General features: G+C 64.4%; 13 protein-coding genes and 1 pseudogene. 9 read left to right on the top strand and 5 right to left on the bottom strand.

Features of this window, described 5'->3' with window-relative positions; translation table 11 throughout:
• Window positions 1–56: 56 nt before the first annotated feature.
• On the bottom strand, window positions 57–989 hold the full coding sequence (locus HBA54_RS02335) for a sugar ABC transporter substrate-binding protein (protein WP_167220983.1): 933 nt from the start codon (window positions 987–989) through the stop codon (window positions 57–59).
• Window positions 990–1,441: 452 nt separating this feature from the next.
• On the opposite strand from HBA54_RS02335, the gene HBA54_RS02330 reads away from it, so the two are divergent.
• The gene (locus HBA54_RS02330; protein WP_167220981.1) at window positions 1,442–2,287 is read left to right on the top strand and encodes a MurR/RpiR family transcriptional regulator; all 846 of its coding nucleotides are present in this window, start codon (window positions 1,442–1,444) and stop codon (window positions 2,285–2,287) included.
• Here HBA54_RS02330 and iolG read toward each other — a convergent pair.
• A complete protein-coding gene (gene iolG / locus HBA54_RS02325; RefSeq protein ID WP_167220979.1) occupies window positions 2,284–3,270 on the bottom strand; it encodes an inositol 2-dehydrogenase in 987 nt (328 codons plus the stop codon). The two genes, HBA54_RS02330 and iolG, sit on opposite strands and share 4 nt — an antisense overlap.
• A gap of 150 nt (window positions 3,271–3,420) precedes the next feature.
• Here iolG and HBA54_RS02320 point away from each other — a divergent pair, with 150 nt between their 5' ends.
• From HBA54_RS02320 to iolB, 5 genes are read left to right on the top strand one after another with little or no spacing between them, the layout of a single operon-like run.
• A complete protein-coding gene (locus HBA54_RS02320; protein WP_167220977.1) occupies window positions 3,421–5,337 on the top strand; it encodes a bifunctional 5-dehydro-2-deoxygluconokinase/5-dehydro-2-deoxyphosphogluconate aldolase in 1,917 nt (638 codons plus the stop codon).
• Window positions 5,338–5,381: 44 nt separating this feature from the next.
• Entirely contained in the window at window positions 5,382–7,229 is a 1,848-nt protein-coding gene (gene iolD, locus HBA54_RS02315) for a 3D-(3,5/4)-trihydroxycyclohexane-1,2-dione acylhydrolase (decyclizing) (protein WP_167220975.1), read from the top strand.
• 21 nt (window positions 7,230–7,250) lie between these two features.
• Complete coding sequence (gene iolE / locus HBA54_RS02310; RefSeq protein WP_167220973.1) at window positions 7,251–8,141, top strand: myo-inosose-2 dehydratase; 891 nt, start codon at window positions 7,251–7,253, stop codon at window positions 8,139–8,141.
• Entirely contained in the window at window positions 8,141–8,344 is a 204-nt protein-coding gene (locus tag HBA54_RS02305) for an ATP synthase F0 subunit B (protein WP_167220971.1), read from the top strand. The genes iolE and HBA54_RS02305 overlap by 1 nt, the downstream gene beginning before the upstream one ends.
• A 37-nt stretch (window positions 8,345–8,381) precedes the next feature.
• Window positions 8,382–9,185, top strand: coding sequence for a 5-deoxy-glucuronate isomerase (gene iolB / locus HBA54_RS02300; RefSeq protein ID WP_167220969.1), 804 nt, complete (start codon window positions 8,382–8,384; stop codon window positions 9,183–9,185).
• Here the strand turns inward: iolB and HBA54_RS02295 are convergent.
• Window positions 9,145–10,863, bottom strand: a complete 1,719-nt coding sequence (locus HBA54_RS02295) for a cation:proton antiporter (protein ID WP_167220966.1) — start codon at window positions 10,861–10,863, stop codon at window positions 9,145–9,147. The two genes, iolB and HBA54_RS02295, sit on opposite strands and share 41 nt — an antisense overlap.
• A 248-nt stretch (window positions 10,864–11,111) precedes the next feature.
• A complete protein-coding gene (locus tag HBA54_RS02290; protein ID WP_167220964.1) occupies window positions 11,112–11,309 on the bottom strand; it encodes a helix-turn-helix domain-containing protein in 198 nt (65 codons plus the stop codon).
• 226 nt (window positions 11,310–11,535) lie between these two features.
• Between HBA54_RS02290 and HBA54_RS02285 the strand changes: the two genes are divergently transcribed.
• Both HBA54_RS02285 and HBA54_RS02280 read left to right on the top strand, forming a co-directional pair.
• A complete protein-coding gene (locus HBA54_RS02285; protein ID WP_167220962.1) occupies window positions 11,536–12,504 on the top strand; it encodes a universal stress protein in 969 nt (322 codons plus the stop codon).
• 62 nt (window positions 12,505–12,566) lie between these two features.
• Window positions 12,567–12,743 (top strand): annotated as a pseudogene (locus HBA54_RS02280) (5-deoxy-glucuronate isomerase); the annotation flags it as partial.
• 56 nt (window positions 12,744–12,799) lie between these two features.
• On the opposite strand, the gene HBA54_RS02275 reads toward HBA54_RS02280, so the two are convergent.
• Window positions 12,800–13,159, bottom strand: coding sequence for an MmcQ/YjbR family DNA-binding protein (locus HBA54_RS02275; RefSeq protein WP_167220960.1), 360 nt, complete (start codon window positions 13,157–13,159; stop codon window positions 12,800–12,802).
• Window positions 13,160–13,386: 227 nt separating this feature from the next.
• Between HBA54_RS02275 and HBA54_RS02270 the strand changes: the two genes are divergently transcribed.
• Complete coding sequence (locus HBA54_RS02270) at window positions 13,387–14,646, top strand: sarcosine oxidase subunit beta family protein (RefSeq protein ID WP_167220958.1); 1,260 nt, start codon at window positions 13,387–13,389, stop codon at window positions 14,644–14,646.
• Window positions 14,647–14,664 lie beyond the last annotated feature (18 nt).

The following is a 14,664-nucleotide window of genomic DNA, read 5'->3' as shown; positions in this document are numbered from 1 at the left end:
CCGGGGACCGGCGCCGCGCAAGAAACAGCACCGGTACCCCTGTCTTGGTTCTATCTCTAGCGAATGCCCTTGGCTGACAGGTCGACGACCTGCGCCGCCTTGTCCTGGGTGATGAGGTTCGGACCCGAGGGAACGTTGCCGCCCGGAATGAGGCCGAACTTCGCATGGTTCGCCAGGAACACGACCGGCAGATAGCCTTGCAGGTACTGCTGCTGGTCAATGGCGAAGGCCGCCTTGCCGGAGGCGATTGCCTTCAGGAAATCGGAAGAAAGATCGAAAGTTCCGATCTGGACCGAATCACCTTTGCCGACTTCGTCGGCCGCAGCCAGAGCCGGCTCGCCCGCCGTGCCGGCGCCCAGCGCCATCACGGTATCGACGGAGTCATCGGATTCCAGCGCCGCCTTGACCTTTGCCTTTATCTCAGAAGGATCCTGCGAGACCGGCAACACGACAACCTTGCCGCCAAATCCGTCGGAAAAGCCCTGACAACGTTGATCCAGCGCCACATTGCCGACCTCCTGGTTGATGCAGATGGCCGAAGAGCCGCCGAGAGACGCCATCTTCTCGCCCGCCGCCTTGCCGGCGTCGTATTCTTCCTGACCCACATGCAGCAATGCGCCCAGCTTCTTGGAAACATCCGACCCGGAGTTCATCGAGATCACCGGAATTCCGGCGGCGACGGCCTTTTCAATCGATGGGCCCAAAGCATCGGCATCGGGGATGGAGACGATCAATCCGTCGGGCTCCTGATTGACGGCCGCGTCGATCAACTGCGACATGACCACCATGTCAAAGGTCTCCGGCGCGCGGTAGTCGACGTTCACCGCCATATCCTTGGCAGCGGCATCGACCCCGTTCTTGACCACCGACCAGAATGGGTCGTTGGCCTGGCCATGGCTGACGACGATAATGTTGACGTCCTGCGCCTGGGCCGCCGTGGCTGCACCCAGGAACGCAGCGGCAACCGCCAAACGATGAAAAGCTTTCATTCAATCCTCCCCTTGTTGAGGTTCTCTTTGTTGAGGTTTTGTGCGCTGAGGTTCTGTGCTCTGAAAAAGCGCCCTGCCGAATTCGACCGCCAAGACCGCCGCCAGGATTGCCGCCGCACCGCTGAAAGCGAAGGCCGGCACCCGGACCACACAAGGGAAGGCCTCACAGACACTGGTGTTTTCCAGGTCTGGATGAATGGATGTCTTTGGCTTTCAGCCATCGTCCATCGCAGCATATCGCCTTCCCTAGGCAAGAATCCGGACCTTCGGCCGGGTTCGCTCTGATTATCTCAGATTGTGATAGCCAACAGAATAAACCGACCGGGCCGTTTTTTCTAGAATTTTTATTCTCCTTTTGGTTCACTTGGATCGAACCGCTAGATTTGGCCGCTTATGAGGGGCCGGTCCGGGAATGCCGGCGGTCAGGAGAAAGGCAGAAGGTGATGTCAAAAATGGAGACAGTCGCAGAGGACCTCGGCGATCCGCCGCGCGACTTTGTGGGACTGCGCAGCCTTCTGATGGAACGCCACCAGACACTGCCCAAACGCCTGGCCCAGGTGGCCCGCTTCGCGGTCGCCCATCCCGACGAAATGGCCTTCGGAACCGCCGCCAGCATCGCCGAGCAAGCCTCGGTGCAACCCTCGACCCTGGTCCGCTTCGCCCAGACCATCGGCTACCAGGGGTTCTCCGATCTCCAGGAAATCTTCCGCGCGCGTCTTCGGGATCGCTGGCCTGACTACGAAGAGCGGTTGGAAAGCCTCAGTCATCAGGACCGGGATCGCGAAGGCCTGCCCGGTCTGCTGGACGGCTTTGCCCAGGCCGGTGTCACGTCGCTGATGCGCCTGCGCGATTCTATCGACGCAGCACAGTTGGACAAAGCCGCGGCACTGCTCGCCGCCGCCGATACCATCTACCTGCTCGGCCAGCGCCGGGCCTTTCCGATCACGGCCTATATGGCCTACGCCCTTGGAAAGCTGGGGGTGAAGAGCATTCTCATCGACAATGTCGGCACGCTGGGCCAGGAGCAGTCGGCCTTCGCCGGCAAAAAGGACGCGCTGATCTCCATAAGCTTTACGCCCTATGCCCCGGCCACCATTGAGCTGACCAAGGCGACGGCCGCCCGCGGCGTTCCGCTGGTCGCCATTACCGACAGTCCTTTCAGCCCGCTGACAGAACTGGCCGACGCCTGGTTCGAAGTGGTCGAAGCCGATTTCGCCGCCTTCCGATCCCTCTCCGCCTGCTTCTGCCTTGCCATGGCGCTCTCCGTTTCCATTGCCGAAAAGAGGCGGGGTGGCTAGAGCCTGACCGGCTTGTCGCTTTCCCAGGACAGGGTCGCCGCATCGGCCAGGATCTGCGCCTTCAGGCCGTCCTCCCCCGAAGGTGTCAACGCACGGCCTTCCACCACACCCTCGATGAAGACCGAGAGTTCGGCCTGGTAGGCCTCGCGATAGCGGTCCAGGAAAAACGCGAGCGCAGGGTCGCGGCTGTAGCCGGTCGCCGTTGCCGCCTCCACCGTCGTAGTGTGATGGTTGCCGGCGCGCAGCATCCCCTTTTCGCCGTGCACCTCCACCCGCTGGTCATAGCCATAAGGCGCGCGGCGGGAATTGGAGATCTGCACGATCCGCCCGCCCCCGGTCTTCAGCACGACAGCCGCGGTATCCACATCGCCAGCCTCGCCGATTGCCGGATCGACCAGTGAGGAGCCCAGCGCGTAGACTTCAACCGGTTCCTCGCCAAGAAGAAAGCGCGCCATGTCGAAATCGTGGATCATCATGTCGCGGAACAGACCGCCGGAACGCTCGATATAGGAAAGCGGTGGCGGCGCGGGGTCGCGCGACAGAATCGTCACCATCTCCAGCGCCCCGATCTCCCCGGCGTCGAGACGGGCCTTCAGCGCCGCGAAGCTGGGATCGAAGCGCCGGTTGAAACCGATCATCAGCGGCACGCCCGCTTCGGCCACAACGGCCAGGCAGGCGCGAATGCGCGCCGCGTCCAGATCCACCGGCTTCTCACAGAACACCGCTTTGCCGGACCGCACGGCGGCCTCGATCAGATCCGCATGGGTGTCGGTCGGCGTTGCGATCACCACCGCATCGATGCTGCGATCCTCGAGAATCTCTTCGATCGACGCGACGGCGGCGCCGGTCTCGGCCGCCAGCGCCGCTGCCGCCGCGGGCAGGGCATCGGCAATCGCAACCAGCCCGGCCGCGGGCTGCGCGGCGATGTTGCCTCCGTGGATCTGGCCGATACGGCCCGCCCCCAACAATCCGATCCGCAGCATGCGAGAATCCTTCTGCCAAGTTGAAATGGAATTCGAATTCCATATTGACCCATTAATAGATGTTATGTTTCATTCTTCCAAGCGATTGCAAAGCGCGGCCTTCAATAAAAATACGACCTCAGGTCAGCAGATACGGGAGACGGCCGAACCATGGGCAATGCTGCTGCGCTCGACCTCATCACCATCGGACGCTGTTCGGTGGATCTCTATGGCCAACAGGTCGGCGGACGCCTGGAAGACATGGGCAGCTTTGCCAAGTACATTGGCGGCTGTCCAGCCAACATTGCCGTGGGCTCGGCCCGCCTGGGTTTGAAAGCCGGTTTCCTGAGCCGTGTCGGCGACGAGCACATGGGCCGTTTCGTCCGCGAGATCCTTATCGACGAAGGGGTCGATACCAGCCGGTTGAAGACCGACCCGGAGCGCCTGACGGCACTGGTCATTCTCGGCATCCGCGACGAGGACAGTTTTCCGCTGATCTTCTATCGCGAAAACTGCGCCGACATGGCGATCTGCGAGGACGACATCGACCCGGACTACATCGCCTCGGCCAAAGCGGTGGTGGTGACCGGCACCCACTTCACGACGCCGGGGGTCGAGGCAGCCTCCCGCAAGGCCGCCCGCCTGGCCCGCGAAGCCGGCCGCAAGGTCGTATTGGATATCGACTACCGCCCGGTCCTCTGGGGCCTGACCGGCCACGGCCTGGGCGAGGAACGCTTCATCGAGAACGACGCCGTCTCCAAACACCTGCAGACCATCCTGCCGCTCTGCGATCTGATCGTCGGCACTGAAGAAGAGTTGCACATCGCCGGCGGCACCACCGACACCCTGGCGGCGATCCGCAAGGTCCGCGAACTGAGCGAGGCCACGATCGTCTGCAAACGCGGCCCCATGGGCTGTGTGGTCTTCCCCGGCGAAGTTCCAGCCTCCATCGAAGACGGGATCAAGGGCCCTGGCTTCCCGGTCGAAGTCTATAACGTGCTGGGTGCCGGCGATGCCTTCATGAGCGGCTTCCTGCGCGGCTGGCTGCGCGACGAGCCGCTGGAGACCTGCTGCAAGTTTGCCAACGCCTGCGGCGCCTTTGCGGTGTCGCGTCACGGCTGCGCGCCCGCCGTCCCCTCCTGGACCGAGCTGACTTACTACCTGGAAAACAGCAGCGATCACCATGCGCTGCGCGAGGACCCGGACCTGAACCGCATCCATTGGTCGACAACCCGGCGGCGGCACTACGACAGCCTGCGCATTCTCGCCTTCGATCACCGCAGCCAGTTCGAGGAGTTGGCGCGGGACTGCGGCGCTGACATCGCCCGGGTCGGCTATTTCAAGGCCCTGGCCCTGACCGCCGCCCGCAAGGTAGCGGCGGGCCGCGAGGGCTTCGGCGTTCTGGTCGACGACCGCCTGGGCCGCGACTCCCTCCATGCCGCCGCCGACGGCGACCTCTGGATCGGCCGGCCCATCGAACTGCCCGGCTCACGCCCCCTCGCCTTCGAGGAAGGCCCGGATCTGGGCGGTGCCCTGGCCGAATGGCCTCTGACCAACTGCGTCAAATGCCTGGTGTTCTACCATCCCGACGATCCGGAAGACCTGCGGCGGACGCAGGAGAGCCAGGTGCTGCGTCTTTACGACGCCTGCCGCCGGACCGGCCACGAGTTGCTGCTGGAAATCATCGCCAGCCGCCACGGGCCGGTCGACCAGAACACCCTCGCCAAGGCCATCGCGCGTTTCTATGACCTGGGGGTCGCACCGGACTGGTGGAAGCTGGAACCCCTGGCAGACGAGGCCGCCTGGCAGGCCGTCTGCACAACCATTGAGGCACGCGATCCGCATTGCCGGGGGATCCTGCTGCTGGGCCTGGAGCGGCCGTTGGAGGAACTGAACGCCTCTTTCGTTCTTGCCGCGCGTCATCCCCTGGTGAAAGGTTTCGCGGTCGGCCGCAGCATCTTCGCCGAGCCGGCCCGCGCCTGGCTGAAAGGCGAGATCGACGACACGGAAGCAACCGAGCAGATGGCAAAGCGCTTCAGCGAGCTGGTTTCGGGCTGGGAACATGCTGCGGCAGTGAAAGCCGCCTGAAAAAGAAAACCCGTGAAGCGTTACGACGGATCGAGAGCAAGACCATGTCCACCCTTCGTTTGACCATGGCCCAGGCGCTGGTGCGCTACCTCGCGGCGCAGAAGATCGAAATCGATGGGCAGCAGCGACCGCTCTTCGGCGGTGTCTGGGCGATTTTCGGCCACGGCAATGTCGCCGGCCTGGGCGAAGCGCTCTACGGCGTTCAGGACCGCCTGCCGACCTATCGCGGCCACAACGAGCAAGCCATGGCCCACGCCGCCATCGCCTACGCCAAGGCCAGCAACCGCCAGCGGGTCATGGCCTGCACCACCTCCATCGGACCCGGCGCCACCAACATGGTGACAGCGGCGGCGGTCGCCCACGTGAACCGCCTGCCCTTGTTGCTGCTGCCCGGCGACGTCTTTGCCACCCGGCGGCCCGACCCCGTGCTGCAGCAGATCGAGAGCTTCCAGGATGCGACCGTCAGCGCCAATGACTGCTTCCGGCCGGTCTCGCGCTATTGGGACCGCATCACCCGGCCAGAGCAGATCCTGGTGGCCCTGCCCCGTGCCATGGCGGTGCTGACCGATCCGGCGGACTGCGGCCCGGTCACCCTGGCACTCTGCCAGGACGTGCAGGCCGAGGCCTGCGACTATCCGGAGAGCTTTTTCGCGGAAAAGGTCTGGCGGTTCCGCCGCCCCCGCCCGGACCAGCAGGAACTGGCGAAGGCCGCGGCGCTGCTGTCCCAGGCCCAAAAACCGATGATCGTGGCCGGCGGCGGCGTCCACTACAGTCTGGCGACCGACAGCCTGCGCGCCTTTGCCGAGCGCCACGGCGTGCCGGTGGCGGAAACCCAGGCCGGCAAGAGCGCCCTGCCCTGGGATCATCCATTGAACCTCGGCGCCCTCGGCGTGACCGGAACCTCGGCAGCCAATGAAACCGCTGAGGAAGCCGACGTGATCCTCGCCGCCGGCACTCGATTGCAGGATTTCACCACCGGCTCCCGGGCGCTGTTCAAGAACCCGGTGCGCAGGATCATTCAGCTGAACACGGCCGCCTTCGATGCCGGCAAGCACCAGGCAGAACCGCTGGTCGCCGATGCCCGCGAGGGTCTGGACACCCTCTCCGCCCAGCTGTCCCAATACCGCAGCCCGGCTGAGTGGCAGGACAGCGCCCGGGCCCGGGTCGGCGGCTGGACCCAGGCGGCGGAAGCCGTGCGTGCGCCTGAAGGGGCCGGCCCGCCCAGCGACGCCCAGGTGATCGGCGCCGTCAACCGGGCCGCCGACGCGCAGGCCATCGTCGTCGGCGCCGCCGGCGGTCTGCCCGGTGAGCTGCACAAGCTCTGGCGCAACGGCGAGACCGGGGGCTACCACATGGAGTACGGCTATTCCTGCATGGGCTATGAAATCGCCGGCGGCATCGGCGTGAAACTGGCCCAGCCGGAACGCGATGTGATCGTCATGCTCGGCGACGGCAGTTACCTGATGATGAATTCCGAGATCGCCACCGCTGCCATGCTGGGCGTGAAGCTCACCATCGTGGTGCTGGACAACAGGGGTTTCGGCTGCATCAACCGTCTGCAGCGCGGCACCGGCGGCGAGTCCTTCAACAACCTGTTGCAGCACACGCGCCATGAAAGCCTGCCTGATATCGACTTCCGCGCCCATGCCGAAAGCCTGGGCGCCAAGGCGGTGAAGGCCGAGACGCTGGCAGCGCTGGAAAGCGCGCTTGCCGAACCCTACGAAACCGCCGGGCCGCGGGTCATCGTGATCGACACCGACCCCTTGATTTCCACCGAAGCCGGTGGAACCTGGTGGGATGTGGCGGTGCCGGAGGTTTCAGAGCGCGGCGCGGTGCGCGAGGCTCACGAAACCTATGTCGCCGCCAAGGCCGCGCAGCGCCTGGCCGACTGAATGAACTGAAGAGTAAAAGCAATGACCGTAAAACTCGGCACCAACCCCATCGCCTGGTCGAACGACGACCTTGAAAGCCTGGGCGGCGAGACACCCCTGGAAACCTGCCTGCGCGAGGCCCGCGCCGCCGGCTTCGTCGGCATTGAGATGGGCAACAAGTTTCCCCGCGATGCCGCGACCCTGGGCGCGCTGTTGAAGGACTTCGATCTCTCTCTGGTATCCGGCTGGTACTCCAGCCACCTGCTGACCCGTGACGCCGAGGCGGAAATCGAGGCCCTGGCGCCGCACATGGCGCTGCTGAAGGAAATGGGCTGCGATCAGTTGATCTTCGCTGAAACCAGCAATGCCATTCACGGGCGCCAGGAGGTACCGCTATCGCAGAGCCCGAGCATCGGCGCGGCGGAAATGGAAACCTTCGCCCGGCGGGTCACCGAAGTAGCCGAGCACGTCCGCGCCGCCGGGCTGCAGTTGGCCTATCACCACCACGCCGGCACGGTGGTGGAAACCGGCGTCGAGATCGAAGCCTTCATGGCCGCCGCCGGCGATGCCGTGGGCCTGCTGCTCGACACCGGCCATGCGGTTCTGGCCGGGGCCGACCCGGCCGCCATCGCCCGCCGCTACGGGCCGCGCATCACCCATGTGCACTGCAAGGACCTGCGCGCCGACGTAAGGGATCAGGTCCGCGCCCAGAACATGAGCTTCCTGGACGCCGTGATCGCGGGCATTTTCACCGTACCGGGTGACGGCTGCATCGATTTCGCCGCGGTGCTGGACGCCCTCAGCGAGCCGAGATACCAGGGCTGGCTGGTAGTCGAGGCCGAACAGGACCCGAAGAAAGCCAACCCCGGCATCTATGCCGCCATGGGCCACCAGAATCTGGCGCGCTTCGCGGCAGAGGCGGGGCTGGCCTGATGTTCGATAACAAGCACCCCTGGTTCGTACCGCTCTACCGCCGGGTGCTGATCATCGCGGTCTGCTTCCTCTGGCTGGTGGTGGAGAGCATCGCCAACCAGCCGTTCTGGCAGATCATCTCTTTTGCCGTCCTGATCTACGCCATCTGGACCTTCCTCTACACTTACGAACCGCCGGAAAATACCAGCGGTAAACAAGATTGACGCCCAACCGTACGACCCCGACGAAGAGAGACCGAGCATGCCAAACCTTCTGGTGAAACCGCGAACCCCCGATGCCGACGGCGAGGTGCTTTCCGTCTCTCCCGAGAGTGCCGGCTGGCGTCATGTCGGCTTCAAGGTCTTCAAGCTGAAGCCGGGCCAGAGCCTCGCCCGCGAGACCGGCTCGGAAGAGGTCTGCCTGGTGCTGGTGACCGGCAAGGCGGACATCGAGGCCGCCGGCCAGAGCTTCCCCGATCTCGGCGAGCGCATGTCGGTCTTCGAGGACAAGGCCCCCTACTCCGTCTATGTGCCCAACGGCGAGACCTACAGCGTCACCGCGACGACCGAGGTGGAACTGGCGGTCTGTTCAGCGCCCGGCAAGGGCGGCCATCCGGTCCGCCTCATCGCGCCGGAGGATGTCGGCTTCGAGGAGCGCGGCAGCGGCACCAACCGACGCCTCATCTACAACATTCTGCCGGAGACCGAGCCCGCCGACAGTCTCTTGGTCGTGGAGGTCATCACCCCCAACGGCAACTGGTCGAGTTATCCCCCGCACAAGCACGACAGCGACAACATTCCGACGGAATCGAGCCTGGAGGAAACCTACTACCACCACCTGAACCCGCCCCAGGGCTTCGCCTTCCAGCGGGTCTACACCGACGACCGCTCCCTCGACGAAACCATGGCGGTGGAGGACGGCACCTGCGTGATGGTACCGCGCGGCTACCACCCGGTCGGGGCGCCCCACGGCTACGACCTCTACTACCTCAACGTCATGGCCGGCCCCGTCCGCCAGTGGTATTTCAAGAACGATCCGGCCCACGACTGGATTGTGAAGAGGTAGGCTTTGCGGGCGGGCCCTCGTCGAGAATAAGCCGGGCGGCCTGATCGGCGGCATCGCGGAAGGGCTGCAGAATCAGGTCGGCGCCACGGGTTGCCAACGGCTCGGTGTCCGATCCGCGTTGCACCGTTACCGCAACGCGGCCGGCAAAACCGGCGACCCGCAGCCCATCGATCAGTCCCAGGCGCGCGTCCTCGTGGGTCACCCCGGTTTCATGTTCCGGCACGGCGGACACCGCCCAGCTTGCACCCTTGAGGGGCAGACTGGCAACGAACTCAGGATCGGTGGCGTCACCGTAGGCAACATCCAGCCCCTGCTGCCGCCACTCCTTCACCACGGCCGGATTGAAGTCGACGCCAAGCACAAGAAGGCCGCGGTGGCGGAGACGGTGCGCGATGGCGCTGCCGTATCGGCCGAGACCGAACAGCAGGACATCGTAGCGCCCGGATGCCTCGCCCAGGTCGGCGACAGCCTCACGCGGCGTGTTGCGGCGTTCGAAGACGCCCAGAAAGGGCTCCAGCAAGGCAAAGAGGTGGTGCGAGTAGGTGATCATGTAGGTCGAAAGCGAAATCGTGATCAGCCCGACCAACGTCACCAGGCCGAGAGTCTCGGCCCCGATATGCCCAAGCGACACACCAACCGCCGCGAAGATCAACGAGAACTCGCTGATCTGGGCAACCGTGAGGCCGGCGAGGAAACCGGTGCGCTTGCGGTATCCCATGGCCCCCATGATCACGAGGACGATCAGAGGGTTGCCGATCAGGACAAACAGCGAGAGCATCAGCGCCGCCGGGATCTGCTCGTCCAGGAGGGAGAGGTCGAGCCCCGCCCCCAGGGCAATGAAGAAGAACAGCAGCAGGAAATCGCGCAGCGGCGCCAGCCGCGCCGCCAGCGCCTCGCGAAACTGAGTCGAAGCCAGCGAGACGCCGGCGAGCAGCCCGCCGAGTTCCTTGCTGAAACCGAGATAGTCGCCCGCCGCGGCGAACAGGGCGGCCCAGCCGATCGCAAAGCAGACCATAAGTTCCGGGGCCCGGGCAAGGCGCTCCACCAGACGCTCGGCAGCAAAGCGGATAAAGAGACCCACGGCCAGCAGCATGAGCGCCCCATAGCCGAAGACCAGCGCCACGTCCGTGATCGCCGAATCGCTCTGGGCGCCGGCGCCGATCCCCGACATCACGAGCATGGCCAACACCACAACCAGATCCTGAACGATCAGAAAGCCGAGCGCCACACGCCCGTGGAGCGAATCGATCTCCCGTTTATCGGAGAGCAGCTTGACGATGATGATGGTGCTGGAGAAGGTCAGGGCGACGGCTACGTAGAGGCTGGTAACGACGCCAAGCCCGAGCGCCAGGCCGAGACCGAACCCGACTACCGAGGTGAAGGCAACCTGCCCGAGCCCAGTGGTGAGCGCCACCGCCCCCAGGGTCCGCACCAGCTTCACGTCGAGCTTGAGGCCGACCAGGAACAGCAGCACCGCGATCCCCAATTCCGCCAACAGATTTATCTGCTCGTCCGAACGCGCGATGTCGAGCAGCGACGGTCCGGCGAGAATGCCCACGGCAATGAAGCTCACGATCAGCGGCTGCCTCAGCAGGACACCGACCAGACCCACCGCCGCCGCCAGGACGAGAAGCGCGGCGACCTCGTAGAAAACGGAAATGGAAACGATTTCCAGCATCAAACACCGCGCCGGTCAGCCGGCGCCCTCTCTCGCGTCGCGCCTGGCGTGGCACTGTTGGAACCGCTCTCCCGGCCGGCCGGGGTCTCATCGGCGTTCAGAGCGTGGCAGGGATGTGTCCCGGTCTGTTGGATCGCCGGTGCGGCCGGCAGGTTCTGATGTTCGATAGCTGACATGACGTCGCGCCCTCTCAAGTTCGCGATCCAGGGGCCGGCTTACGAAGTCGGGCCCCGACACTGTCAGCTCGATCAGTCTTTTTGGTCCGGCGCCGGCTGCGTTGCGTGCGCGTTCACGAAGGCCTCAAGGTCCGTGGCGGCCACCCGGAAATCGCGGCCGAACCTGACGGCCCGCAACTCACCCTCATGAATCCAGTTGCGGACGGTCGCTTCGCTGACCTTCAGAAGCTCCGCAATCTCATGAGTGGTGAAGAACGGTCTGCTTAGCATTCCTAAGCGCCTTATAGTTCAAGCTGACGCTTTTAAGCATCGTTGAATGCCATCTAAGCGTCTTTGACCCAAATCAATGCCATTAATCCATGTTGGGCGCAAGCTAACCAAAGTTGCGACATCGCCCTTCGATGATCGGATAGGCCGAAGCCGAGAAGCCCGACGATGAGCCTTCGGATGGCAAATGACATCGGGAAACTGGTTCCGGCCAGAGGGAAAGCACTGAATGAAGCGGTTCAAGAACATTCTCTACGTAGCCGATTCTTCTGGGATCGTCCTGCAGGCGTTTCATCATGCCGTCGGCCTCGCGGAGCGGAACAAAGCGCGGCTGACGGTGATCCTGGTGATGGAAAGGATCCCCGCCTATCTGACCCGGCTGACCTCCCCGACGCTAAGGGAGGCCCAGGTCAAGGAACTGCAGGCCACCGTGGAACGGCTAGCCGCATGGGCGGCGGGTCGGGTGGAGATTGAGTCCAGGATCATTGAGGGAACGCCCTTCCTGGAGGTCATTCGCGCGGTGCTGCGGAACCGCCACGACCTGGTCATCAAGTCGGTGGGCAGCGACGCCGGCGCCGTGGACTGGCTTTTTGGCTCTCTTGACATGAATCTGCTGCGCAAGTGCCCCTGCCCGGTGTGGCTCATCAAGGCGAACGGCCCGCTGCCGATCCGGCGGGTGATGGCCTGTGTCGACTTCAGCGATCTCGATCACGCCGGCGCCGATACAGCCGAACCTCTGAACCGGATGGTCCTGGAGATGGCCGGGTCGCTCGCCTTTGTCGAGCAAAGCGAGTTCCATGTTGTTCATGCCTGGGATGCCATCGGCGAAGCGCTCATGAGAGGTACGCGGGCCGGCGCCGACGAGGAAGAGGTGGACCGCTACATCAACGAAGTGCGCCTGGAGCATCGTCATTGGCTCTGCCAGCTGCTGCACAAGGCGAGAGAGTGGATCGGACTCGAGACCTACGACGCCGTTGATCCGAAGACGCATGTGCCCAAAGGCCGGGCCAGCGACATCATTCCCAGACTGGCGCATGAGCTGCGCATCGATGTCCTCGTCATGGGAACGGTGGCCCGCACCGGTATCCCGGGCTTGATCATCGGCAACACAGCCGAAAACGTGCTCTACCGGATCAACTGTTCGGTGCTGGCGATCAAGCCGCCGGGCTTCGTGACCCCGGTGACCCTGGACGACTGATCGCGCCGGAGGATGAACCCGCCCAGGGCTTCGCCTTCCAGCGGGTCTAAACCGACGACCGCTCCCTCGACGAGACCATGGCGGTAGAGGACGGCACCTGCGTTATGGTGCCGCGTGGCTATCACCCCGTCGGGGCGCCCCACGGCTACGACCTCTACTATCTCAAAGTCATGGCCGGCCCTGTTCGACAGTGGCACTTCAACAACGACCCGGCCCACGAGTGGATCGTGAAGAAGTAGAAGTCATGACCGGCCAATCCCGCGCTAGCGCCGAATGAACGGCGGAAGACGCGGGCCTACTGGTGCAGGCCCAGCTCCCGCTGCTTCTTCTTGGAGAGGCCGAGCGAGACTATGTAATGGGACTGGCGCAGATAGTCTCTCAGGTCGCCGTCCGACAAGCCCGGCCGCGCGTAGTGCTGGATCCACTTCATGCCCCGTGACGCGAGATAGGGTGCCGGGCGCAGGCCGGGCTGATCCTTCAGGATCTCATAGGAAAGCTCGCTCACTTTGAAGGTATAGGCCGGCTCGGTGTCCGCCCAACCGCCGATGGCGAAGACCTTGCCGCCCACTTTCCAGACGTGCGATCCGCCCCACTGAACCACGTAGCTCGTGGCCAGAAGTTTCCGGCAGAAGGCGTTGAATTCGTCGTAGGTCATCTGGGACGTTCCGCAATGCGCCAAGTGGGGCAAACCGCCCGCCTCCCCTTCGGCCTAAAGGCTTGTCATAGCTGTTTACCTTTGGCCCGGCAACGCCCGGCCCAGCCCAAAAAAGGGATCTTTCATCAATGGTCCCGCTTGAATTCCGGTCCCCCGCAGACGTTTTCTGGACTGTGGCTGTCGTATCGGCATAAATAGGGCTGGTTCAACCGCCCTAAAGTCCCGTCATGGCCCGTTATTCGATCTTTTCCCTGCTCAGCAACGCGCTGACCGGCAACCGCAACTGGGCGCGGGTCTGGCGCTCCCCGGAGCCCAAGCCCGCCTATGACGTGATCATCGTCGGCGGCGGCGGGCATGGCCTCGCGACGGCCTATTACCTGGCCAAGGAACACGGCATCACCAATGTGGCGGTGCTGGAAAAGGGCTGGCTGGGCAGCGGCAACATCGGGCGCAACACCACCATCGTGCGCTCCAACTACCTGCTGCCGCCGAATGCTCATTTCTACGAGCATTCCATGAAACTCTGGGAGGGCCTCTCCCAGGATCTGAACTACAACGTCATGTTCTCCTCGCGCGGTGTCCTCAACCTGGCCCATACGCCCGGCCAGATGGACAGCTACGCCCGGCGCGGCAACGCCATGCGCCTGCACGGCATCGACGCCGAACTGCTGGACAACCGCGAGGTGGCCAAGTTCGTGCCCGGCCTGGATACCTCGCGCAAGGCACGCTTTCCCGTCGAGGGCGGCCTGTTGCAGCCGCGCGGCGGCACCGCGCGCCACGATGCCGTGGTCTGGGGCTATGCTTACGGCGCCGACAGCCGCGGCGTCGACATCATCGAGAACTGCGAGGTCACCGGCTTCCTGCGCGAGGGTGGCGCCGTCACCGGGGTCGAGACCAGCCGCGGCACGATCCGGGCCGGCAAGGTCGGGGTCGCCGTGGCCGGCAGTTCCTCCGTGGTGCTGGCAAAAGCCGGGCTGCGCGACCTGCCGATCGAGAGCCATGTGCTGCAGGCCTTCGTCTCCGAACCCCTGAAACCGCTGATCGACACCGTTGTCACCTTCGGGGCCGGGCATCTCTACATCTCCCAGTCCGACAAGGGCGGGCTGGTCTTCGGCGGCGATCTCGACGGCTACAACTCCTACGCCCAGCGTGGCAACCTGCCGATCATCAAGCACGTCGCCGCCGAGGCCCTGGCCATGTTCCCCAATCTGGCGCGCCTGCGTCTGGTGCGTCATTGGGGCGGTGTCATGGACATGTCCATGGACGGCAGCCCGATCATCTGCAAGGGACCCGTCGAAGGACTCTACATCAACGCCGGCTGGTGCTACGGCGGCTTCAAGGCGACCCCGGCCTCGGGCTGGTGTTTCGCCTCCACCATCGCCAACGACCGGGCCCACGCGCTGAACGCCGCCTTCACCCTGGAGCGCTTCTGCCAAGGCCGCGTCATCGACGAGCGCGGCGCCGGCCCGCAGCCGCGCCTGCACTAACGGGCAAAGGAAAAGAAC

This window comes from Pelagibius litoralis (assembly GCF_011683915.1).
In the GTDB taxonomy this organism is placed as follows: domain Bacteria; phylum Pseudomonadota; class Alphaproteobacteria; order Kiloniellales; family Kiloniellaceae; genus Pelagibius; species Pelagibius litoralis.
Note: the sequence above shows the minus strand (reverse complement) of the source record. Positions and strands in the feature narration are given on the sequence as shown.

Bases quoted from the DNA above. Each gene is read 5' to 3' on its own strand.
- HBA54_RS02290 (WP_167220964.1), bottom strand. From the start codon at position 11,309: ATGCTAAGCAGACCGTTCTTCACCACTCATGAGATTGCGGAGCTTCTG.
- HBA54_RS02275 (WP_167220960.1), bottom strand. From the start codon at position 13,159: ATGACCTACGACGAATTCAACGCCTTCTGCCGGAAACTTCTGGCCACG.
- HBA54_RS02335 (WP_167220983.1), bottom strand. From the start codon at position 989: ATGAAAGCTTTTCATCGTTTGGCGGTTGCCGCTGCGTTCCTGGGTGCA.
- HBA54_RS02285 (WP_167220962.1), top strand. From the start codon at position 11,536: ATGAAGCGGTTCAAGAACATTCTCTACGTAGCCGATTCTTCTGGGATC.
- HBA54_RS02295 (WP_167220966.1), bottom strand. From the start codon at position 10,863: ATGCTGGAAATCGTTTCCATTTCCGTTTTCTACGAGGTCGCCGCGCTT.
- HBA54_RS02330 (WP_167220981.1), top strand. From the start codon at position 1,442: ATGGAGACAGTCGCAGAGGACCTCGGCGATCCGCCGCGCGACTTTGTG.
- iolD (WP_167220975.1), top strand. From the start codon at position 5,382: ATGTCCACCCTTCGTTTGACCATGGCCCAGGCGCTGGTGCGCTACCTC.
- HBA54_RS02305 (WP_167220971.1), top strand. From the start codon at position 8,141: ATGTTCGATAACAAGCACCCCTGGTTCGTACCGCTCTACCGCCGGGTG.
- iolB (WP_167220969.1), top strand. From the start codon at position 8,382: ATGCCAAACCTTCTGGTGAAACCGCGAACCCCCGATGCCGACGGCGAG.
- iolG (WP_167220979.1), bottom strand. From the start codon at position 3,270: ATGCTGCGGATCGGATTGTTGGGGGCGGGCCGTATCGGCCAGATCCAC.
- HBA54_RS02320 (WP_167220977.1), top strand. From the start codon at position 3,421: ATGGGCAATGCTGCTGCGCTCGACCTCATCACCATCGGACGCTGTTCG.
- iolE (WP_167220973.1), top strand. From the start codon at position 7,251: ATGACCGTAAAACTCGGCACCAACCCCATCGCCTGGTCGAACGACGAC.
- HBA54_RS02270 (WP_167220958.1), top strand. From the start codon at position 13,387: ATGGCCCGTTATTCGATCTTTTCCCTGCTCAGCAACGCGCTGACCGGC.